This window comes from Neoaquamicrobium microcysteis (assembly GCF_008180155.1).
Taxonomy (GTDB): Bacteria; Pseudomonadota; Alphaproteobacteria; order Rhizobiales; family Rhizobiaceae; genus Aerobium; species Aerobium microcysteis.
Genome location: NZ_VSZS01000053.1, coordinates 24341 through 44752 on the forward strand (window position 1 = coordinate 24341; position 20412 = coordinate 44752).

Genomic DNA, 20412 nt, shown 5'->3' on the forward strand with positions numbered 1-20412 from the left:
GCCAGCCTCAGTTCGGCTTCGCTTTTTCGTCACCGGGCAGCACATAGTCGGTGCCCTCCCATGGCGACAGAAAATCGAAATTGCGGAATTCCTGCTTCAGCTCGACAGGCTCGTAGACGACGCGCTTGACCTCGTCGTCGTAGCGAACCTCCACGAACCCCGTCAGCGGAAAATCCTTGCGCAGCGGATGCCCCTCGAAACCGTAGTCGGTGAGGATGCGGCGCAGCTCCGGATGACCGGAAAACAGGATGCCGTAGAGATCGTAAGCCTCTCGCTCGAACCAGTTTGCGCCGGAATAAACCCCGGTTGCCGACGGCACCGGCGTATCCTCGTCGGTTGCCACCTTCACGCGCACGCGCAGGTTCTGGTGCGGCGACAACAGGTGGTAGACGACGTCGAAGCGCTTCTCGCGCATCGGATAGTCCGCGCCGCTGATGTCGATGAACGACACGAACTGGCACTGCGGATCGTCGCGCAGGAAAGTCAGCACCCGAACGATATCGGCCGCCTCCGTCTCTATGGTCAGCTCGCCGAACGCGACGGTCGCAGACGTTACTTTGGCGCCGAGGCGCTCGGACACGTGACCGGCAAGGTCTTCCAGAGCTTCGCTCATCGTTCGCCTCTCAACGCTCGATGGTGCCGGTGCGGCGGATCTTCTTCTGCAGGAGAAGAATGCCGTAGAGCAGCGCTTCCGCCGAAGGCGGGCAGCCGGGCACGTAGATATCGACGGGGACTATGCGGTCGCAGCCCCGCACCACCGAATAGGAATAGTGATAGTAGCCGCCGCCATTGGCGCACGAGCCCATCGAGATGACGTAGCGCGGCTCGGGCATCTGGTCATAGACCTTGCGCAACGCAGGGGCCATCTTGTTGGTCAGCGTGCCGGCGACGATCATCACGTCTGACTGGCGCGGCGACGCGCGCGGCGCGATGCCGAAGCGTTCGCTGTCGTAGCGCGGCATGGCCGAATGGATCATCTCGACCGCGCAGCACGCGAGACCGAACGTCATGTACATGAGCGAGCCGGTGCGCGCCCACGTAATCAGCGCCTCGGAAGAGGTGACGAGAAAGCCCTTGTCGGACAGCTCGGCGTTGATCTCCCCGAAGAATGCGTCATCGGAGCCCACCGGCTTGCCGGTGTTCGGGTCGATAATGCCCTTGGGCTTGGGAGCCACGAGGGTCGAGGAACCGTCGTTCAATCCCATTCCAGCGCTCCCTTTTTCCATTCGTAGATGAAGCCGATGGTCAGCACGCCGAGGAACACCATCATCGACCAGAAGCCGAGCCAGCCGACCTCGCCGAACGAGACGGCCCACGGGAACAGGAACGCAACTTCAAGATCGAAGATGATGAACAGGATCGCCACGAGATAGAAGCGGATGTCGAACTTCATGCGTGCATCGTCGAACGCGTTGAAGCCGCATTCATAGGCCGACAGCTTTTCGGGATCGGGGCTGCGATAGGCGACGAGGAACGGCGCAGCGATCAGCGCCAGCCCCACGACGAGCGCAACGCCGATGAAGATCACGATTGGCAGATAGGAACTGAGAAGTTCGCTCATGGTCGTTTTCCGGCGGTCTCTATCGAGACCCAAGTCTATAGCACCGAACCGGGAGGCGGAACCGCGACAGATTCTCCGGCGGGGTCCGGTGCGGAAGGGGTTGTTGCAACGCGGCGAGGGTTAGCGCAGCCGTCTGCACGAAGCAAGTCAAACATTGGCCCGATTTCCATGCCCGAAAACTGCTGAACAGAGCGTTCACGCAGCCGTTTCCGTAACGGCACGAACTGGCCTCGTTCGCTCCCCCTAACCCTCGATGGCAAGCGCGAACGGCGTACCCTCATAGGCGTCCGCGCCGCGGCCGATGGCCTCGACGGCAGCGATCATGCGGCCGTTGCGACCGAGTATCGCATCGGCATGCTGCACCAGGCGCGCATTCGGCGTTGCAGACGGTGCGAGCCTGCGCAGCGTCCAGGCAAGCTCGGCCTCGTCGCGCGACGGGTTAAGCGCTGCCGCCGTGATGTAGGCGGCAGCCGTGGAGCGGCTGATCCCGGCGAAGCAATTGATGACCATCGGCTGCGCCCGGTCCCAGCTGCGCGCAAAGTCCAGAAGTGTTTCCACATGGTCGCGCGCAGGCACAACCATCTCGGGATGCTCCTCGACGATGTCGTTCATGGAGAGGAAAATGTGATTCGCAGGCTCGATATGCGCAGGGCGTTCAAACGGCGTGCCGCCGTTCAGCAGCGTCACCAGCCGCGCTGCGCGTGCAGCGGCGACGGTTTCGCCCACCTTTGTCATCGAGCACACGTAGATCAATTCAGATTCCTTTGTGAGCCGGCCGCATCTAGTGCCGCCGCGCCTGCACCAGATAGCTGTCTATGGTCGTTTCGCCCAGCCATTTCGCGGCCTCCAGCCGGTGCAGTCCCTCCACCAGCACATATCTGTTCGTATCCTTGCGCACCTGGATCGGCGTCTTCATTCCGTTCTGCAGGATGTCTTCCGCAAGGAGGCGGACCGTTTCGGGATGAAGCGTCTTTCGCCGCGCGGTTGGCACGTAGATGTTCGCAATGGGAACTTTTTCGATTCTGAGCATCGATCCTCCGTGCCGGCCGAAGCCGGGCGTCCATCTCATATGAAGACGCGCATCTCGTCTGAATAGGTGTCGCGCGGCGCGATGCCAAGGGTGTGGCGCGGCGCGATGCCAAGGGTGTGGCGCAAAGTCCCCGTCCCCGCGCGTCTCGCCGCGAGCGCGCCCTGCCCGCTCAGATGATCCCAAGCGGTTCAGGCAAGGTCTCGTTATTGGCGTCCCTCAATACCCGCGCGGCGGCACGAACAGGCAGATGGTGGCGCTATCGTCGCGCCCCGCCACCGAGCACCAATGAAAGACGCCGTCGGGCGACATCCTCACCTTGCGCGAGGTCATCGGTATCACCTCGCCGGTGACCTTGATGACGTATCCCTCCGGGCCTTCCAGCACTTCTGCATCCGTTACCTCTCGGCAGTCATAGTCGGAGCAACAGGAAAGCGGATAGGTCCATCCCGCCTTGGCGTCATGCGAAGCTGCGGGAACACTGGACGCGGGGAGTAGAATGCCGAGCGCGGCGGCGATGCGTGGAAGAGGAAGTCCCAAGTCGAACATGGCCTGTTCTCCTGAGGTTGCTCCTCCTGTCCTGATGCTGCGCCTGCATGGTTAACGGATCGTTACCGCCTCAAGGGCACGGGTTGCCGCGCGCTTGGTGGATCGCATCGACCGCCTTCTGCATCTCGTCCGTCCATTTCACGTCCGCGGAATCGAGCGCCATTTCGAGCTGCGCGATGCTGGTCGCCCCGATGATGTTGGACGTGACGAAAGGCTGGTGCGTGACGAAGGCGTTGGCGAACAGCGCGGGTTCCATGCCGAAGTCGCGCGCAAGCTGGTTGTAGGCCTTGTGGGCCTCGGCCGCGCTCGGCGTCTCGTAGCGCTGAAGGCGGTTGAAGAGTTGCTTGCGCGAACCGTCCGGCAAGCCGCCATCGTCGTACTTGCCGGTGAGATAGCCCTGCGCAAGAGGCGAATAGGGGAGCAGCGAGACGTCCTCACGGTCGCAGACTTCAGCCAGGTTCACCTCGAAGGTCCGGTTGACGAGATTGTAGGCGTTCTGCAGCGAGACGACGCGCGGGCCGGTGCCCTTATCCGCCTCGGCCACGAACTTCATCACGCCCCAGGAGCTTTCGTTGGAAAGGCCGAGGTGCCTGATCTTGCCGGCCTTCACCAGCTCGTCGAAGACGGCAAGCGTTTCGGCGATAGGCGTTTCGTCCTCGGCGCGCTTGGCCGGCCACGCGCCGATCCGCGTCGGGCTCGATCCCCACGGCACGAGCCGGTCGGGAAAGTGGATTTGATAAAGGTCGACGTAGTCGGTCTGCAGCTTCTCCAGAGACTTGTCGATTGCGTCCATGATGTCGGCGCGCACCAGCTTCGATGGGCGCCCTCCGCGGAACCAGACGTTTGCGGTGCGCCCTACCACCTTCGTTGCCAGTACCACCTTGTCGCGCGCGCCGCGCGCCTTCATCCAGTTGCCGATGAAGCGCTCGGTGCGGCCCTGCGTCTCCGCCTTTGGCGGAATGGGGTAAAGCTCTGCCGTGTCGATGAAGTTGACGCCGCGCTCCAGCGCCAGATCCAGCTGTGCGTGCCCTTCCGCCTCCGTGTTCTGCTCCCCGAAGGTCATCGTACCCAGACAGATCTTCGAGACAAAAAGGTCGGTGCGGCCAAGCCTGCGCTTTTCCATCGGTGATGCTCCGTGTGCGGAAATTGGGATGGGCGCGAAGGCCCGGAAGGAACCCTGATTATGCGGAATCGATCCGATGGCGCAATGCGCAAGCCGCATTTCTGGTTCAAAGCTTTCCCGAACTCGACGCACAGCCGCGCATTGACAAGCTTGCCGGCTTCGGGTTCCGCTTCGCCCTCAGTTCACAGAGACGCATCGCAATGCCCAAGACCGATATCGCCCGCAGGGTCTATAACCACACATGGAAGCTCGATCCGATCGTGCGCAGCCTGCTCGACACGGATTTCTACAAGCTCCTGATGCTGCAGATGATCTGGGGCGTCTATCGCGACGTTGACGCGACCTTTTCGCTCATCAACCGCACCACATCGGTCAAGCTGGCCGAGGAGATAGACGAGCAGGAGCTTCGGGCCCAACTCGATCATGCCCGCACGCTGCGCTTCTCGAAAAAGGAGATGATCTGGCTGGCCGGTAACACCTTCTACGGCCGCAAGCAGATATTCGAGCCGGACTTCCTGAACTGGCTGGAGAATTTCCGGCTGCCGGAATACGAGCTCTACAAGCGCGACGGGCAGTACGAACTGCATTTCCACGGCCGCTGGCACGACACGACGATGTGGGAAATCCCCGCACTCGCCATCATCAACGAACTGCGCTCCCGCGCCGCTCTGCGCGCCATGGGCCCGTTTGCGCTCGACGTGACCTATGCGCGCGCCAAGGCCAAGGTGTGGGAAAAGGTCGAGCGCCTGAGGAAGCATCCCGAAATCCGCATCTCGGACTTCGGCACGCGCCGTCGTCATTCTTTCCTGTGGCAGCGCTGGTGTGTGGAGGCGCTGAAGGAAGGCATCGGCCAGGCCTTCACCGGAACGTCGAACGTTCTTCTGGCGATGGACACGGATCTGGAAGCGCTCGGCACCAACGCGCACGAACTGCCCATGGTGGTCGCGGCTTTGACCAAGAACGACGACGAACTGCGCGCTTCGCCCTACAAGGTGCTGGAAGCCTGGCAGAAATATTACGGCGGCAACCTGCTGATCGTGCTTCCGGACGCATTCGGAACGGCCTCCTTCCTGCGCGACGCACCCGACTGGGTCGCCGACTGGACCGGCTTCCGTCCCGACAGCGCCCCGCCCATCGAAGGCGGCGAACGCATCATCGACTGGTGGCGCGAGCGCGGGCGTGACCCGGCGGAAAAACTGCTGATCTTTTCAGACGGCCTCGACGTGGACACGATCGAGAGAGCCTACCTGCATTTCCGCGGCAAGGTGCGCATGGCCTTCGGCTGGGGTACCAATCTGACAAACGATTTCGAGGACTGCGCGCCCGACCATAACGACGCACTCCGCGCCATCTCGCTGGTCTGCAAGGTCACCCGCGCCAATGGGCGCCCGGCCGTGAAGCTTTCCGACAACCCCGAGAAGGCGACTGGGGACAAGACCGAAATAGCACGCTACCTCAAGGTCTTCGGCGAAGAAGCTCGCGTCAGGCAGCCGGTGCTCGTCTGAGCGGACCGCCCCAATCTGTACACCCTTTGTGCATTTTTCGCGGCTGCACATTTCCTGTCTTGAAAAGTCTGAACACCGGTGTTGTGATGCCGGCATAAAGATAAGGGGAACGCGTCGCAACGTCGGCGCGACAGCATTGGCAGGGTGTTCCAATCGTTCAGGTATTGGAAGTCTCCGACCTCAAGACCGTCTTTCAGACCCATGACGGGGTGATACACGCGGTCAACGGCATCAGCTTCAGCCTCGACGAGGGCGAGCTGCTGGCGGTCGTGGGGGAAAGCGGTTCCGGCAAGAGCGTGGCGATGATGTCGCTTATGCAGCTTCTGCCGATGCCTCCGGCACGCATAGCGTCCGGCCGGGTCATGTTTCAGAACCAGGATCTGGTAAAGCTCAGCAGTTCGGGCATTCGTCATGTTCGGGGCGCGCGCATCGGCTTCGTGTTCCAGGACCCGATGACATCGCTCAATCCCGTGTTCACGGTCGGCTACCAGATCATGGAGCCGCTGCGCGAGCATATGGGGCTCAACCGCAAGCAGGCTCGCCAGCGCGCGATCGAGCTGCTGGAGATCGTCGGCATTCCCGCCGCCTCCAAGCGCATCGACGATTATCCGCACCAGTTCTCCGGCGGCATGCGCCAGCGCGTGGTGATAGCCATCGCACTTGCATGCGATCCCAAGGTGCTCATCGCCGACGAGCCCACCACGGCGCTGGACGTGACGGTGCAGGCGCAGATCCTCGAGCTCGTGCGCGACCTGCGCCAGAAGCTCGGCATGGCCATCATCTGGATCACCCACGACCTGGGCGTCGCAGCCGGCATCGCCGACCGGGTCATCGTCATGTATGGCGGGCTGGTGGTGGAACATGCGCCGGTGCAGGAGCTGTTCGCCAACCCCCAGCATCCCTATACCCGCGCCCTGCTCGACTCCCTGCCCGGCCGACACACAGCCGACGAGCGCCTGCGCTCGATAGGCGGACAACCGCCGCTGCTTCTGGCGGAACCTTCGTCATGCCCGTTCGCGCCACGCTGCACCCACGCATTCGACCGGTGCCGGCAGCAGAATCCGCGCCTGATGAATGTCGAGGGCCGTCACGAGGTGGCCTGCTGGTGGGATCCCGAAACCAGAGGGCCGCGCGATGTCGGTTGAGCTTGCGGAACACCCCATCAACCAACCCGCAAGCCCCGCGCCGCTGGTCCGCGTCGAAGACCTGCTGATGCATTTTCCGGTCTACAAGGGCATCCTGCGCCGCCAGATCGGCGCGGTGAAGGCGGTGGACGGGCTGACCTTCGACATCCGCAAGGGCGAGACGCTGGGCCTCGTGGGCGAGAGCGGCTGCGGCAAGTCGACCACCGGGCGCGCGCTGCTGCGTCTCTACCGTGCCACCGGCGGGCGCATCCTGTTCGAGGGCAAGGACATCGCCGCGCTCGATGGCGAGCCGCTGCGCCGCATGCGCCCGCGCATGCAGATGATCTTCCAGGACCCGCAGGCCTCGCTGAACCCGCGCATGACGGTCGGCTCCATCATCGCCGAACCGCTGATCGAGCACGGCGTCTACAAGGGCGAGGCGCGCAAGGCCAAGGTGCGCGAACTCCTCGACGCGGTCGGTCTCAACCCCGACTACGTCAACCGCTATCCGCACGAGTTTTCCGGCGGGCAGCGCCAGCGCATCGGCATCGCCCGCGCCCTGGCGCTCGATCCGGACTTCATTGTCTGCGACGAGCCCATAGCCGCGCTCGACGTGTCGATCCAGGCGCAGGTGGTCAACCTGTTGAAGGATTTGCAGAAGAAGCTAGGCCTCACCTACCTCTTCATCAGCCACGACCTTTCCATGGTCAAGCACATCGCAGACCGCGTGGCGGTGATGTATCTCGGCAAGATGGTCGAGCTGGCCGATGTCGCGACGCTGTTCGCCGTGCCGAAGCATCCATACACCAAGGCGCTGCTGTCGGCAGTCCCGGTGCCAGACCCGCAGGTCGAGGCCACCCGCAAGCGCATCATCCTGAAGGGCGACATCCCCGACCCGGCCAACCCTCCGGTGGGATGCAAATTCTGTACGCGCTGCCCCGAGGCTATCGAAAGATGTTTCGTCGAGGAGCCCGTCTGGCGCGAAGTCGATCCGGGCCGCCACGTGGCCTGTCACAGAGTGTGAAGAGGAGGACCGCCTGAAAAATTGCCAACGCCGCCATGGTGTGCGGAAATGAAGACATCCACTGTTTCGGCCGATGCTATGGGAGTGGCAATGCCGGGGCTGACGCAAGACCAATAAGACCAACAATATGCAAAAGGGGAAAGCCGACATGAAAAAGTTCACGACATTTCTGACCGGCACAGCTGCCGTCCTGGCGCTGGGCGCCGCATCGGCGCAGGCCGAGCGCGGCTCGGACGGTCACCTCAACATTCTCTACTGGCAAGCCGTCTCGATCCTCAATCCGTTCCTGTCGGGCGGCACCAAGGATGTCGAAGGCGCATCCATGGTGATCGAGCCGCTGGCCAAGTATGACGAGGCCGGCAACATGGTGCCTGCACTGGTGGACGAGATTCCGACCGTGGAGAACGGCGGCGTCTCGGAAGACCTGAAGTCCATTACCTGGAAGATTACCGAGGGCCTTCTGTGGTCGGACGGCACCCCGTTCACCGCCAACGACGTGGCCTTCACCGCCGAGTATTGCATGCATCCCGACGGCGGCTGCCAGCAGATCGCGAAGTTCACCGACGTTGAAAGCGTCGAAGTCGTGGACGACCTCACGGTCAAGGTGAATTTCTCCGTTCCGAAGCCCTTCCCCTACGGCCCGTTCGTTGGCGCGGAATCGCCGATCATCCAGAAGGCGCAATTCGAGAATTGCACCGGCCCGCGCGCGCCCGAATGCACCGAGCAGAATTTCGGCCCGCACGGCACCGGCGCGTTCCGTGTCACCGAGTTCCGCGCAAACGACGTGGTCTCTTTCGAGGCGAACCCGCATTTCCGCGACGCAGCCAAGCCCGCTTTCGCGACTGCGACACTCAAGGGTGGCGGCGACGCTGCTTCCGCTGCGCGTTCGATTTTGGAGACCGGCGAGTTCGACTATGCCTGGAACCTGCAGGTCGAACCCGAAATCCTCAACCAGATGGCAGCCGCCGGTCGCGGCGTCGTGGTGTCGTCCTTCGGCACGTCGGTCGAGCGTCTGGAGCTCAACTGGACCGATCCGTCCCCCGACAAGGGCGCAATCCGTTCAACCATCGAGGCAGGTCCGCACCCGTTCCTCAGCGATCCGGCTGTGCGCAAGGCGCTGTCGATCTCGATCGATCGCGAACTGCTGGTCGAGGCGGGCTACGGCGCTTCGGGACAGGCGACCTGCAACATCCTTCCTGCCCCGGAGCTCTACGCATCCACCGCAGTGAACTGGTGCCTGGAGTACGACGTCGAAGAGGCCAACCGCCTGCTCGATGAAGCCGGCTGGGAGCGTGGCGGCGACGGCATCCGCGCCAAGGACGGCGTGCGTCTCTCCATCCTCTACCAGACCTCGACCAACTCGGTGCGTCAGGCCACCCAGGCTCTGGTGAAGGATATGTGGCAGCAGATCGGCATCGAGACCGAACTGCGCAACATCGACGCGGCCGTGTTCTTCGGTGGCGATCCGGCAAGCCCGGACACGTTCCAGAAGTTCTATGCCGACGTGGAAATGTACACCAACAACTTCCCCGGCACCGACCCCGAGCGCTACATGGCCGGCTGGCTGTGCAGCGACATTCCGAGCCCGGCCAATGGCTGGCTCGGCGCCAACATGCCCCGCTTCTGCTCCGAGGAGTATGACGCGCTTGTCGGCCAGATGGCCGAGACGGCAGAGCTCGAGGCGCGCGGCGAACTCGCCAAGAAGATGAACGACATCCTCTCCAACGAGGGCGCGCTCATCCCCCTGATCCACCGTGGTGACGTATCCGCGCATTCGGTGACGCTGGAAGGCGTGCGCATGAACTCGTGGGACTCCGAACTTTGGAACGTCGCAGACTGGACACGCGCCCAGTAAGCGATCTCCGATCAGCCGTTCACCCGCAGCTACTTGCCTGCGGGTGAACGGACGATGCCAGACCGACGCCGCACAGGCGCGCCCGGAGCCCCAATATGCTGAACTACACGCTTCGGCGTCTGATGTTCGCTGTCCCGACGCTGCTCGTCATCAGCTTCATCATCTTCGCGTTGCTGGACCTCGCGCCCAACGATCCCACAGGCAACCTGCCGTTGACGATCCCGCCTGAGGTGCGTGAGCAGATACGTCAGACGCTCGGCCTCGGCGAGCCCTTCCACATCCGCTACCTCTACTGGCTCAACCAGTTCTTCATCAACGAGCCGCTCAACATCATCGAGCGCATATTCGGCATCGAGATCGGCAACTCGTCCGAGCGGCTGCGTATCCGCTCCTGGGCGACGCGCAGCCCTGTCGTCGATCTCATCATCGAGCGCATGCCGCAGACGCTCTGGGTCGTCGGCATGTCCTACGTCGTGGGCATCCTGATCGCCATCCCGGTAGGCATCATCTCGGCCTACAAGCAATATTCCTGGTTCGACCAGATCGGCACCTTCGTTTCGATGGTCGGCTTTTCGGTTCCCACCTTCTTCACCGGCGTCGTTCTGATCGTCATTTTCAGTGTCCAGCTTCAGTGGTTCCCGTCGATCTACGACACCACTCTGAAAGTGACGGACTGGTCTAGCTTCTGGGCGCAGGTACGCCAGATGGTCCTGCCGGTCACGGTCCTGGCCCTATACAACGCCGCACAGCTGAGCCGCTTCGTCCGCGCCTCCATGCTCGACAACCTCAATCAGGATTACGTGCGCACCGCGCGTGCCAAGGGCATGAAGGAGCGTGTGGTGCTGCTCATCCACGTGTTGCGCAACAGCCTCATCCCCGTCGTCACCGTCATCGCGCTGGGCATCCCGACCATCTTTTCCGGCGCGATCATCACCGAGCAGATTTTCCGCGTGAACGGCCTGGGCCAGCTTCTCATCATCGCCATTCAAGGCGCCGACATACCGCTGGTCCAGACGCTGACCTTCATCTTCGCCGTGCTCATCGTGCTGTTCAACCTGATCGCCGACCTCGTCTACGGCATCCTCGACCCGAGGATCCGCTATGAGTGACGCCGTCATCAAGCCGCCTCACGGCTCACCCTCTGCTCCGCTGGTCACCAAGCAGCGCACGCTCGCCGCCGATGTGTGGCGTCAGTTCCGCCAGCACCGCGGCGGCGTGGTCGGGGCCATCGTCTTCCTCACCATCGTCTTTCTGGTGATCTTCGGGCCCTACCTCCACGGCATCAACCCGGCCGCGCTCGACGTGCGGTCGCGCAACCTGGGCATTTCTTTCGCCCATCCCATGGGTACTGACAATCTGGGCCGGGACATGTTCGCGCAGGTGCTGGCCGGCGGGCGCACCTCGCTTTCCGTCGGCATCACCGCAATGATGCTGTCGTTGCTGCTCGGCACCACCATCGGCGTCGTCGCCGGCTATTTCAAACGCCTCGACGGCCCGCTGATGCGCCTGACGGACCTGTTTCTGGCACTTCCGCTGCTGCCGCTGCTGCTCGTCATCATCATGCTTTTCCGCGATGTACTGCGCGCCAGGTTCGGCCCGGAAACCGGCATCTTCCTGTTGATCGTCTTCGTCATCGGCATCACCAGCTGGATGCAGACGGCCCGCATCGTCCGCGGGGCCGTGCTCTCGGTGAAGGAGCAGGAATTCGTGCTCGCGGCCAAGTCGATCGGCACGCGGGAGCGTCGCATCGTAACTCGGCACATTTTGCCAAACGTACTGTCGCCCATCATGGTGTCGGCGACGCTCGGCATCGCCACCGCCATCATCACGGAGTCGGCCCTGTCGTTCCTCGGCCTTGGGTTCCCGTCGGATTTCCCGACATGGGGCCGGTTGCTCTACGACGGCGTCAACTTCATGACCATCAACCCGTCGCGGGTGATCTGGCCGGGGCTGGCCATCTCGCTCACCGTGCTTTCGATCAACTATGTCGGCGACGGGCTCCGCGACGCGCTGGACCCGCGTATCCGCGGCAGATGAGAGGTCAGGGTCGGTCCCACTTCGGCGAAAAGCCGTAGTCGCAGATGCGCTGGTTCTGCGAGCGCAGGGCGGAGATGGCATCCATCTCCGCATCGCTCAGCGCAAAGTCGAAGATGTCGGCGTTCTCGGCCAGCCTCTCGCGCTTCGTCGTGCGCGGGATGGCGACGACACCGTCCTGCTGGACATGCCATCGAAGGATCACCTGCCCCGGCGTCTTTCCATGCGCCTTCGCCGCGGCAGCTATGACCGGCTCGCCGAAGAGATCGCCGCCCCGGGCCAGCGGGCAGTATGACACCATCGCCATGCCGGCGGCACGGCAGGCGGCATTAACCTTGCGCTGGTCGAGATAGGGGTGGTTCTCCACCTGATTGGCCACCAGCGGCGCGTCGGATAGCTCCAGCCCCTGCGCCAGCAGCGCGGTCGGAAAATTCGAGACGCCGATGTGGCGGGCAAGCCCGTCCGCCTTCACCCGGTTCAGCGCGCCGATGGACTCCGCCAGATTGATCTTCGGGTTCGGCCAGTGGATCAGCAGCAGGTCCACGTCGTCCAGCCCCAGCCTCTTCAGGCTCGCCTCGGCAGAGTGGCGAAGGTCGTCGGCCCCGATGTCGGTCCACCACACCTTGGTGGTAACGAAGACCTCGTCTCGCTCCACGCCGGATGCGCGCAGCCCCTGCCCCACCGCCTCCTCATTGCCGTACATGGCCGCCGTGTCGAGGTGGCGATAGCCGATCGACAGCGCATCTTCCACCAGCCGCGCGCATTCGCGCCCCTCCAGCGTCCATGTGCCCAGCCCCAGCGCCGGTATGGCCGCACCGTTTGCTTCCACGCTGTGCATGGCGATCATCCTTTCCTTCTTGGCGAGCCGCCGGTCTTTCATGCTATCGCTTCGGACGGCGGCGGATGGAGTCGAGTGAGGGAAGCTAGTGCAGGGAACCGCAAACGACAAACGCCGGCTTGAGGCGATAGACTTCGCGCGCGGCGCGGCGCTGGTCGCCATGGCGATCTACCATTTCGCATGGGATCTCGAGTTCTTCGGCTACGCGCCGCCGGGAATGACGGCCGAAGGCGGCTGGAAGCTGTTCGCACGCGGCATCGCTTCTTCGTTCCTGTTTCTCGTCGGCGTCAGCCTCTATCTGGCGCATGCGAACGGGATCCGGTGGGCCTCGTTCCGCCGGCGCTTCATCATGGTCGCGGGCGCCGCCGCGGCGATTTCGCTCATCACATGGTTTGCGGTGCCGGGCGCGTTCATCTTCTTCGGCATCCTGCACCAGATCGCGCTGGCCAGCCTGCTGGGTCTGGCCTTCCTGCGTTGGCCGGCTTGGGCAACCGTGCTTGCCGCGCTGGCCGTCATCGCGGCACCGCATTTCCTGCGCTCGACCCTGTTCGATCACCCGGCCTTCTGGTGGCTGGGCCTCTCCAGCGTGAATCCGCGCTCCAACGATTACGTCCCGCTGTTCCCGTGGTTTGCCGCAGTGCTGCTCGGCATCGCGGCTGCCGGTCTGGCAACGCGAGCAGGTCTCTTCGCACGGCTGCGTGCGCTGGCCCTCCCGCGCTGGACGCGCCCCGTGCAGACCGCCGGCCGCCACAGCCTTCTCGTCTACCTCGTCCACCAGCCGGTGCTGATCGGGCTCATCTGGCTGTTCTCGCTGGTCTTTCCGGCAGCGCAGACCCCGCCCGACATCGCGTTCACCCGCGCCTGCACCGCCCAGTGCGAGGAAATGCGCGGCCCCCTCTTCTGCGCCGCCTACTGCACCTGCGTCCTGGAAGGACTGGACAGCGAAAACCGGCTGGATGAAATCCACGGCGGCTCGCCGTCGCCAGAAACCTCGCAGCGCTTGCAGGAAATCGTTCAGGCGTGCAGTTTCGAGACCGAATTCGCAGTGCCGGAGGAGGAACCATGACCCCGATCCAGAACAGCCCCAACACGCTGCCTTGGCCGCCGATCGTCTACATCGCGGCGGTGGCCGCAGCCATCCTGCTGCACTGGCTGTGGCCGCTGCCCTGGCTGCCCCGGCCCATGTCCGAGCTGCTTTTCGCCATCGGCTGGCTCATCGTCGGCGTGGCGCTTGCAATGGACATCGCGGCCATGCGCGCCATGGCGTCCGCGAAAACGACGATCATGCCCAACCGCGGCTCAGACCATCTGGTCACCGGCGGGCCGTTCGCCTTCACCCGCAACCCGATCTATCTCGGCAACACCATGCTGATGATCGGCATCGGACTTATCGCCGGTATCGTCTGGTTCATCCTGCTGGCGCCCGTCGCCGCCTTCGTCACCCAGAAGCTCGCGATCGAGCGCGAGGAACGGCACCTCGAAGCGCGCTTCGGCAAGAAGTATCGCGATTACGTGAAAAAGGTGCGGCGCTGGATATGACCTGGAGGTCGGCTACGTATTGACGCCCAGCTCCACCAGCCGCTCCACGCACGCCTCTTCGGCGTGATCCAGCTCGGCCAGCGTCTCCTCGAGATCGCGCCGCTTCTGGCGCAGTTCCTCACGCTTTTCCTCGATGCGCTTTATCATCAGCTTCAGTTGGCCCACCTCGCCCGGCGGCTCCTTGTACATCTGGATGATCTCGCGAATCTCGTTGATCGAGAAACCGAGGCGCTTGCCGCGCATGATCTGCCGGATGAGATGCCTGTCCGAAGGCTTGAAAAGGCGCGTTCGGCCGCGCCGAACAGGCGCGATCAGCCCTTCATCCTCGTAGAAGCGCAGCGTGCGCGTCGAGATGTCGAACTCGCGGGTCAGTTCGGTTATCGAGTAATATTCCCGCATGACCGCGGCATCCTGTCATGAATCTGTTGCAGGATTTGGCACGGCATTTACGTAAAAGTCAATTCGCAAGACCGCGAGGCTGGCGGGTCGTGCCTTGGACGCCTACGCTTTCCCGCGTTTCTTTCGCGCCGAGCGCGTGGTCGCATTGGCATCCATCGCCGCGCGCACCAGCGCCACGAACGCGGCTTCGTCGATCTCCGCTCCCTCGCCGATATCGATCGCGCGTCGCGTGTTGCCCTCAAGGCTGGCGTTGAAGAGGCCGGCCGGATCGGCAAGCGAAGCGCCCTTGGCAAAGGTCAGCTTTACCACCGCCTTGTAAGTTTCGCCGGTGCAGATGATCCCGCTATGCGACCACACGGGCACGCCGCGCCATTTCCACTCCTCGACCACGTCCGGATCGGCCTTGCGGATCAGGGCGCGGACATGCGCAAGCGTTTCGCCGCGCCAGTCGCCAAGCTCCGCTATGCGCGCGTCGATCAGCTTCGCGGCGTCGGTTTCTCGTTCGGACATCTCGGCAACACCTCCCTCTCAGAGCTTCTCGCCGGGCAAGCCGCTCGCCTGCCTCACCCAGGCGGCAAACTGCGCCTCGTCGAACCCGCCTTCATGGATATCCAGATAACGGACCTCAGGGTGTTTGGATTTGCCCGCCGGCACCGGCTCAAGCGAAGTGCCGCGAAAGAACGTCACTTTCACATATCGGGTGAAGCAGTGGAGGCTGAGAAACCACAGATCGTCCTCAATGCCGTAGAACGGCGAATTCCACTTCACCGCCTTGCGCACGCCTGGCACCTCGCCTTCGATGATCGCGTCGATCCGTCGGCCCAGATCGCTCTTCCAGCCCGGCATGGCGGCAATGTAAGCCTTCACCGGCCCGTCCCCATATCCCTTGGCGATCTGCGGGTTTCCGCCGGAAAGCAGGACGACCTCGTCTGCCTTGGCCTTTGCGGCGGGCTTCCTTTCGCCCATTTCTCTCTCCCTAAAGCAGGCCGAACCACCACGTCGCAAGGCCGAGGAAGGTGAAGAACCCGACCACGTCGGTGATCGTGGTCACGAACACGGCCGACGCGACGGCGGGGTCCGCGCCGAAGCGGTCGAGCAGCAGCGGGATGAGGATACCGGCCAGCGCGGCTGTCAGCATGTTCACCACCATCGCCACCGCGATGATCCCGCCGATGTCCGGGCTCGAAAACCAGAACCCCGCAACGATGGCGATAAGGGTGGCGAATATGGCGCCGTTGAGCAGCCCGACGCCGATTTCGCGCCGGATGATGCGGCTCGCATTGTAGATGTCGATGTCCTTCGTCGCCAGCGCCCGCACCGTCACCGTCATCGTCTGCGAGCCCGCATTGCCGCCCATGCCCGCCACGATCGGCATCAGGATGGCCAGCGCGACGATCTCCTGGATGGTGGCGTCGAAAAGGCCGATCACCGAAGCCGCCAGAAACGCCATAACGAGATTGACCATCAGCCACGGCACGCGCGAGCGCGAGGTTGTGAGCACCTTGTCCGACAATTCTTCGTCGCCGACGCCGCCGAGGCGCATCAGATCTTCCTCGGCTTCTTCCTGAATAACGTCGACCACGTCGTCGATGGTCAGCACGCCGACGAGACGCTCGTTCTCGTCGACCACGGCGGCGGAGAGAAGATCGTACTGCTCGAAGATTTGCGCGGCTTCTTCCTGGTCCATCGTGGCCGGGATCGCGTGGCGCGTCTCGTGCATCACCTCTTCGATCTTCACGCCGCGCTGCGTGCGCAGGATCCGGTCGAGATCGACGGCACCGAGCAGGCGGAAGGTCGGGTCGATGACGAATATCTGGCTGAAGGACTCAGGCAGGTTCTTGTCTTCGCGCATGTAGTCGATCGTCTGGCCCACGGTCCAGAACGGCGGCACCGCGACGAACTCCGTCTGCATGCGCCGGCCGGCTGACTCCTCGGGATAGTCCAGAGACCGGCGCAGCCTGATGCGCTCGGTGAACGGAAGCTGCGCGAGGATTTCTTCCTGATCTTCCTCGTCCAGGTCTTCGAGAATGTAGACCGCGTCGTCGGAATCGAGCTCCTGCACCGCCTGCGCGATCTGCTCGTTGGGCATCGCGTCCACGATGTCCATGCGGATCGCGTCGTCGACTTCCGTCAGCGCGGTGAAGTCGAAATCGGACCCCATCAGTTCGACCAGCGCCTGACGCTGCTCGGGCAGAAGAGCTTCGATGAGGTCGCCGACCTCCGACTGGTGAAGCGCGCCGACGTCCTGCTTGAGAGTCAGCGTGTCGCGGTCGGCAATCGCCGCGCCGATATGCGCCAGGAACGAGGCGCGGATCGCGCCGTCCTCGTCGTAGATGTCTGCGCCTTTGGTGTGAACGTCGTCCTCGGGCGGCCGGTCTTGCGGATTTTCCAACGGCGCCTCCCGTGCGTTAGTGTTCGGTCAGCCCCGTCTAGCCCGCCTGCACGGCGAACACAAAGGCAATCGCGCCGCAACGTGTCGCTGCGTCGTGCCTGTGGTGAACGCGCGACACCCGTTGGGGTTGCCTGCCCCCGCGCACTCATTGCCGCACGCGTCGCTACGGAGATTACACCTTTGGAAAATTCGTGCTATGGCGCGGCGCAAATCCCCTCAACCACCGAGAGTTTTCCGCCATGCCAGCGCCCCGCGTCAGCTTTGTAAGCCTTGGATGCCCGAAAGCGCTGGTGGATTCAGAGCGCATCATCACGCGCCTGCGCGCCGAAGGCTACGAGATCGCGCGCAAGCATGACGGCGCCGACCTCGTCGTCGTCAACACCTGCGGCTTTCTCGATTCGGCGCGCGACGAATCGCTGGCCGCCATCGGCGACGCGATGAAGGAAAACGGCAAGGTCATCGTCACCGGCTGCATGGGCGCAACGCCAGAGCTGATCCGAGAGAAGCACCCCAACGTTCTGGCGATCACCGGACCGCAGGCCTATGAAAGCGTCATGACGGCGGTGCATGAGGCCGCGCCGCCCGCCCACGAGCCCTTCCTAGACCTGATCCCGCCGCAGGGCGTCAAGCTCACGCCGCGCCATTACGCCTATCTTAAGATTTCGGAAGGCTGCAACAACCGCTGCTCGTTCTGCATCATTCCTGCGCTGCGCGGCGACCTCGTCTCCCGCCCGGCGGGCGACGTTCTGCGCGAGGCGGAAAAGCTGGTGAAGGCCGGCGTCAAGGAAATCCTCGTCATCTCGCAGGATACGTCCGCCTACGGCGTGGACGTGAAGTACCAGCCGAGCCTATGGCAGGATCGCGAGGTGCGCACCAAGTTCATCGACCTGTCGCGCGAGCTGGGCGAGATGGGCGTATGGGTGCGCATGCACTACGTCTACCCCTACCCGCATGTCGACGAGGTGATCCCGCTGATGGCCGAGGGCAAGATCCTCCCCTATCTCGACATCCCGTTCCAGCATGCCTCCCCGGCAGTCCTGAAGAACATGCGTCGCCCCGCCCACCAGGAAAAGACGGCGGCGCGCATCAAGGCATGGCGGGAGGTGTGCCCGGACCTCGCCGTACGCTCCACCTTCATCGTCGGCTTCCCGGGCGAGACGGACGACGATTTCGAGACGCTGCTCGACTGGCTGGACGAAGCGAAGATCGACCGCGCCGGCTGCTTCAAATACGAGCCCGTCGGCGGCGCGCGCTCCGAAGAACTCGGCTTGCCCGAGGTTCCGCAGGAGATCAAGGAAGCCCGCTGGCGCCGCTTCATGGAGCGCCAGCAGAAGGTCTCCGCCAATCTGCTGAAAAAGAAGATCGGCAAACGCCTGCAAGTCATCATCGATGAGGCAAACGGCACGGCAGCAAAGGGCCGCACCCGCTACGACGCGCCGGAGATCGACGGCAACGTCCATCTGGAATCGCGCCGCCCGCTGCGGGTAGGAGACATCGTCACCGTCAAGATCGATCGTGCCGATGCCTACGACCTCTACGGGCAGGCCAGCTGAAAAGTCAGCCTACCCCGCGAACTGCTTCTGGAAGAACGGCGTCTTAATCGCCATTTCCTGATCTTTCTCGGCGGCGCGCAGATTGGCGGGCCTGTCCTTGACGCGATCCATGTAGGCGATGAACGACGGTCGCTCCGGCAAGGCCTTCATCTGCTGCATCGTATAGCCGATGCTCGACGCGAGTTGCGTATCGGCTGCGGTGAACCGGTCGCCCGCTGCATAGGGGCGCTCCGTCAGAATGCGGTCGATATAGTTGACCATGTCGTCGGCCAGCCCGAACGAGAAGTGATTGCTCTCGTATTTCCACCCCTGCACCTTCGCAGCCAATGCCGGGTCGAACACGGAATCGCAATAAACCAGCATTGAGAGGTATGGCCCGCGCATCGGGTGGCCCACCGCCGGAGCAAGACCGGCATTAGGGAACGCCTCTGCCAGATAGATGGTAATCGCCGCGCGCTCGGTGATGACGACGCCGTCATGCTCGATGGCGGGCACCTTCTTGCTCGGCTGGATGCGCCGGTAGTTTTCGGGCACGCCGCCTTCCTGTCTGATGTCGATCTCCGTCAGCTCGTATTCGACTCCCAGTTCCTCCAGCAGCCACAGCACACTGGACGATCTTGACCATGGCGCGTGATAGAATTTGAGCATAACCCGTCTCCTCGCTTCATTCGGCGGTTTGGATGGGCCGTCTTACCACCAGCCTCCTGACAACCGGCCGTCAGGAGCAGCCAGTTCGCCAAAGAAAAAGGGCGGCCCGAAGACCGCCCCTCGTGATTGCGAACCCGCCTTCGCCTACTGCGGAAGCTGGTCGTCCACGCCCTCCACGTAGAAGTTTAGGCCGAGCAGGAACCCGTCTTCGGCGACTTCGCCGTCGGCCAGCCACTGCGTGCCGTCCTGCTTGTTGATCGGGCCGGTGAACGGGTTGAACTCGTGCGACTTGATCTTCGCCTCGGTTTCCTCGGCCAGCGCCTTCACGTCGTCGGGCATGTTGGTGTACGGCGCCATCACGACGTGGCCTTCGGCCATGTCGCCCCAGACGTCCACCTGCTCCCAGGTGCCGTCCATGACGGCCTTCACACGCTCGATGTAGTACGGACCCCAGTCGTCGATGATCGAGGTCAGTTGGGTCTCGGGCCCGAAGGCGATCATGTCCGAAGCCTGGCCGAACGCCTTGATGCCGCGCTCCGCCGCCACCTGGATCGGCGCGGTGGAATCGGTGTGCTGGGTGATGATGTCGACGCCCTGGTCGATCAGCGCCTTGGCCGCATCGGCTTCCTTGCCCGGATCGAACCAGGTGTTGGCCCACACCACCTTGACCTTGAAGTCGGGATTGACCGACTGCGCGCCGAGCAGGAAGGCGTTGATGCCCATCACCACTTCTGGGATCGGGAACGAGGCGATGTAGCCCGCAACGCCTGCTTCCGACATCTTGGCGGCGATCACGCCCTGTACGTACCGGCCTTCGTGGAATTTCGAATTGTAGGTCGAGACGTTCTCATGCTCGCGCTTGTAGCCGGTCGCGTGCTCGAACTTCACGTCCGGGAAACGGCCTGCGATCTTGTTGGTCGGGTCCATGTAACCGAACGACGTGGTGAAGATGATGTCGCAGCCCGAACGTGCCAGGCGCTCCAGCGCGCGCTCGGCGTCCGCGCTTTCCGGCACGCTTTCCAGAAAGGCCGTCTCGACCTTGTCGCCGAATTCCTTTTCGACGTCGAGAAGGCCCTGATGATGCTGGTAGGACCAGCCGAAATCGCCGATGGGGCCGATATAGATCCAGCAGGCCTTGGTCTTGTCCTGCGCCATCGCCCCGCCCGGGATCAGCACTGCTGCCGATGCCGCCAATGCCAGAAGTGTTTTTCTCATTGTGTCCGTCCTCTGTTGAGATTCGA

23 protein-coding genes are annotated in these 20412 nt (G+C 63.3%); 9 read left to right on the forward strand and 14 right to left on the reverse strand.

All coding sequences use genetic code 11. The annotated features are described in order from the left end of the window. Positions 1–7: 7 nt before the first annotated feature. The 7 genes from FY036_RS02600 to FY036_RS02630 form a co-directional block, all read right to left on the reverse strand. The gene (locus FY036_RS02600; protein WP_148913147.1) at positions 8–613 is read right to left on the reverse strand and encodes an NADH-quinone oxidoreductase subunit C; all 606 of its coding nucleotides are present in this window, start codon (positions 611–613) and stop codon (positions 8–10) included. 10 nt (positions 614–623) lie between these two features. Further along, positions 624–1205, reverse strand: a complete 582-nt coding sequence (locus FY036_RS02605; protein ID WP_148913148.1) for a NuoB/complex I 20 kDa subunit family protein — start codon at positions 1203–1205, stop codon at positions 624–626. Beyond that, positions 1196–1561 carry an NADH-quinone oxidoreductase subunit A gene (locus FY036_RS02610; protein WP_148913149.1) on the reverse strand — a complete coding sequence of 122 codons (366 nt, stop codon included), beginning with the start codon at positions 1559–1561 and terminating at the stop codon, positions 1196–1198. Before FY036_RS02610 ends, FY036_RS02605 begins: the two co-directional genes overlap by 10 nt. Positions 1562–1804: 243 nt before the next feature. Then, complete coding sequence (locus FY036_RS02615) at positions 1805–2314, reverse strand: tyrosine phosphatase family protein (RefSeq protein ID WP_148913150.1); 510 nt, start codon at positions 2312–2314, stop codon at positions 1805–1807. A 28-nt stretch (positions 2315–2342) separates the two neighbouring features. Then, positions 2343–2591, reverse strand: a complete 249-nt coding sequence (locus FY036_RS02620; RefSeq protein ID WP_148913151.1) for a ParB N-terminal domain-containing protein — start codon at positions 2589–2591, stop codon at positions 2343–2345. A gap of 216 nt (positions 2592–2807) precedes the next feature. After that, positions 2808–3137, reverse strand: coding sequence for a hypothetical protein (locus FY036_RS02625; RefSeq protein WP_235897479.1), 330 nt, complete (start codon positions 3135–3137; stop codon positions 2808–2810). A gap of 70 nt (positions 3138–3207) precedes the next feature. Further along, positions 3208–4260 (reverse strand): aldo/keto reductase, encoded by a 1053-nt coding sequence (locus FY036_RS02630; protein WP_148913152.1) that lies wholly within the window; start codon positions 4258–4260, stop codon positions 3208–3210. Positions 4261–4460: 200 nt separating this feature from the next. On the opposite strand from FY036_RS02630, the gene pncB reads away from it, so the two are divergent. From pncB to FY036_RS02660, 6 genes are all read left to right on the forward strand, one after another. Further along, a complete protein-coding gene (gene pncB / locus FY036_RS02635; RefSeq protein ID WP_148913153.1) occupies positions 4461–5765 on the forward strand; it encodes a nicotinate phosphoribosyltransferase in 1305 nt (434 codons plus the stop codon). A gap of 152 nt (positions 5766–5917) precedes the next feature. Further along, positions 5918–6910, forward strand: a complete 993-nt coding sequence (locus FY036_RS02640; RefSeq protein WP_148913154.1) for an ABC transporter ATP-binding protein — start codon at positions 5918–5920, stop codon at positions 6908–6910. Next, positions 6900–7913: an ABC transporter ATP-binding protein gene (locus FY036_RS02645; protein ID WP_148913155.1), complete on the forward strand. Its 1014-nt coding sequence runs from the start codon at positions 6900–6902 to the stop codon at positions 7911–7913. The genes FY036_RS02640 and FY036_RS02645 overlap by 11 nt, the downstream gene beginning before the upstream one ends. Positions 7914–8061: 148 nt before the next feature. Further along, positions 8062–9768: a peptide ABC transporter substrate-binding protein gene (locus FY036_RS02650; RefSeq protein ID WP_148913156.1), complete on the forward strand. Its 1707-nt coding sequence runs from the start codon at positions 8062–8064 to the stop codon at positions 9766–9768. 95 nt (positions 9769–9863) lie between these two features. Continuing rightward, complete coding sequence (locus FY036_RS02655) at positions 9864–10877, forward strand: ABC transporter permease (RefSeq protein WP_148913157.1); 1014 nt, start codon at positions 9864–9866, stop codon at positions 10875–10877. Next, entirely contained in the window at positions 10870–11805 is a 936-nt protein-coding gene (locus FY036_RS02660) for an ABC transporter permease (protein WP_148913158.1), read from the forward strand. The genes FY036_RS02655 and FY036_RS02660 overlap by 8 nt, the downstream gene beginning before the upstream one ends. A gap of 4 nt (positions 11806–11809) precedes the next feature. Here the strand turns inward: FY036_RS02660 and FY036_RS02665 are convergent, their stop codons facing one another. Then, on the reverse strand, positions 11810–12640 hold the full coding sequence (locus FY036_RS02665; RefSeq protein ID WP_148913249.1) for an aldo/keto reductase: 831 nt from the start codon (positions 12638–12640) through the stop codon (positions 11810–11812). An 88-nt stretch (positions 12641–12728) separates the two neighbouring features. On the opposite strand from FY036_RS02665, the gene FY036_RS02670 reads away from it, so the two are divergent. Next, a complete protein-coding gene (locus tag FY036_RS02670) occupies positions 12729–13706 on the forward strand; it encodes a heparan-alpha-glucosaminide N-acetyltransferase (protein WP_235897482.1) in 978 nt (325 codons plus the stop codon). Then, entirely contained in the window at positions 13703–14179 is a 477-nt protein-coding gene (locus FY036_RS02675; protein WP_148913159.1) for a methyltransferase family protein, read from the forward strand. The genes FY036_RS02670 and FY036_RS02675 overlap by 4 nt, the downstream gene beginning before the upstream one ends. 12 nt (positions 14180–14191) lie before the next feature. Here the strand turns inward: FY036_RS02675 and FY036_RS02680 are convergent, their stop codons facing one another. From FY036_RS02680 to mgtE, 4 genes are all read right to left on the reverse strand, one after another. After that, a complete protein-coding gene (locus tag FY036_RS02680) occupies positions 14192–14578 on the reverse strand; it encodes a MerR family transcriptional regulator (RefSeq protein ID WP_148913160.1) in 387 nt (128 codons plus the stop codon). Between the two features lie 102 nt (positions 14579–14680). Next, a complete protein-coding gene (locus tag FY036_RS02685; RefSeq protein ID WP_148913161.1) occupies positions 14681–15088 on the reverse strand; it encodes a DUF1801 domain-containing protein in 408 nt (135 codons plus the stop codon). 18 nt (positions 15089–15106) lie between these two features. Continuing rightward, positions 15107–15544 carry a DUF1801 domain-containing protein gene (locus FY036_RS02690; RefSeq protein WP_148913162.1) on the reverse strand — a complete coding sequence of 146 codons (438 nt, stop codon included), beginning with the start codon at positions 15542–15544 and terminating at the stop codon, positions 15107–15109. 10 nt (positions 15545–15554) lie between these two features. Beyond that, positions 15555–16970 (reverse strand): magnesium transporter, encoded by a 1416-nt coding sequence (gene mgtE / locus FY036_RS02695; RefSeq protein ID WP_148913163.1) that lies wholly within the window; start codon positions 16968–16970, stop codon positions 15555–15557. A gap of 239 nt (positions 16971–17209) precedes the next feature. Here mgtE and rimO point away from each other — a divergent pair, with 239 nt between their 5' ends. Continuing rightward, on the forward strand, positions 17210–18523 hold the full coding sequence (gene rimO / locus FY036_RS02700) for a 30S ribosomal protein S12 methylthiotransferase RimO (protein ID WP_148913164.1): 1314 nt from the start codon (positions 17210–17212) through the stop codon (positions 18521–18523). A gap of 9 nt (positions 18524–18532) precedes the next feature. On the opposite strand, the gene FY036_RS02705 is transcribed toward rimO, so the two are convergent. Together FY036_RS02705 and FY036_RS02710 are read right to left on the reverse strand one after the other, a co-directional pair. After that, complete coding sequence (locus FY036_RS02705; protein ID WP_148913165.1) at positions 18533–19171, reverse strand: glutathione S-transferase family protein; 639 nt, start codon at positions 19169–19171, stop codon at positions 18533–18535. A 144-nt stretch (positions 19172–19315) separates the two neighbouring features. After that, positions 19316–20386, reverse strand: coding sequence for a BMP family ABC transporter substrate-binding protein (locus tag FY036_RS02710; RefSeq protein ID WP_148913166.1), 1071 nt, complete (start codon positions 20384–20386; stop codon positions 19316–19318). Positions 20387–20412: the final 26 nt, after the last annotated feature.

Coding starts and splice junctions, on each gene's coding strand:
- FY036_RS02600 (WP_148913147.1), bottom strand. CDS start 613: ATGAGCGAAGCTCTGGAAGACCTTGCCGGTCACGTGTCCGAGCGCCTC.
- FY036_RS02605 (WP_148913148.1), bottom strand. CDS start 1,205: ATGGGATTGAACGACGGTTCCTCGACCCTCGTGGCTCCCAAGCCCAAG.
- FY036_RS02610 (WP_148913149.1), bottom strand. CDS start 1,561: ATGAGCGAACTTCTCAGTTCCTATCTGCCAATCGTGATCTTCATCGGC.
- FY036_RS02620 (WP_148913151.1), bottom strand. CDS start 2,591: ATGCTCAGAATCGAAAAAGTTCCCATTGCGAACATCTACGTGCCAACC.
- FY036_RS02625 (WP_235897479.1), bottom strand. CDS start 3,137: ATGTTCGACTTGGGACTTCCTCTTCCACGCATCGCCGCCGCGCTCGGC.
- FY036_RS02630 (WP_148913152.1), bottom strand. CDS start 4,260: ATGGAAAAGCGCAGGCTTGGCCGCACCGACCTTTTTGTCTCGAAGATC.
- pncB (WP_148913153.1), top strand. CDS start 4,461: ATGCCCAAGACCGATATCGCCCGCAGGGTCTATAACCACACATGGAAG.
- FY036_RS02645 (WP_148913155.1), top strand. CDS start 6,900: ATGTCGGTTGAGCTTGCGGAACACCCCATCAACCAACCCGCAAGCCCC.
- FY036_RS02650 (WP_148913156.1), top strand. CDS start 8,062: ATGAAAAAGTTCACGACATTTCTGACCGGCACAGCTGCCGTCCTGGCG.
- FY036_RS02655 (WP_148913157.1), top strand. CDS start 9,864: ATGCTGAACTACACGCTTCGGCGTCTGATGTTCGCTGTCCCGACGCTG.
- FY036_RS02660 (WP_148913158.1), top strand. CDS start 10,870: ATGAGTGACGCCGTCATCAAGCCGCCTCACGGCTCACCCTCTGCTCCG.
- FY036_RS02665 (WP_148913249.1), bottom strand. CDS start 12,640: ATGCACAGCGTGGAAGCAAACGGTGCGGCCATACCGGCGCTGGGGCTG.
- FY036_RS02675 (WP_148913159.1), top strand. CDS start 13,703: ATGACCCCGATCCAGAACAGCCCCAACACGCTGCCTTGGCCGCCGATC.
- FY036_RS02680 (WP_148913160.1), bottom strand. CDS start 14,578: ATGCGGGAATATTACTCGATAACCGAACTGACCCGCGAGTTCGACATC.
- FY036_RS02685 (WP_148913161.1), bottom strand. CDS start 15,088: ATGTCCGAACGAGAAACCGACGCCGCGAAGCTGATCGACGCGCGCATA.
- FY036_RS02690 (WP_148913162.1), bottom strand. CDS start 15,544: ATGGGCGAAAGGAAGCCCGCCGCAAAGGCCAAGGCAGACGAGGTCGTC.
- rimO (WP_148913164.1), top strand. CDS start 17,210: ATGCCAGCGCCCCGCGTCAGCTTTGTAAGCCTTGGATGCCCGAAAGCG.
- FY036_RS02705 (WP_148913165.1), bottom strand. CDS start 19,171: ATGCTCAAATTCTATCACGCGCCATGGTCAAGATCGTCCAGTGTGCTG.
- FY036_RS02710 (WP_148913166.1), bottom strand. CDS start 20,386: ATGAGAAAAACACTTCTGGCATTGGCGGCATCGGCAGCAGTGCTGATC.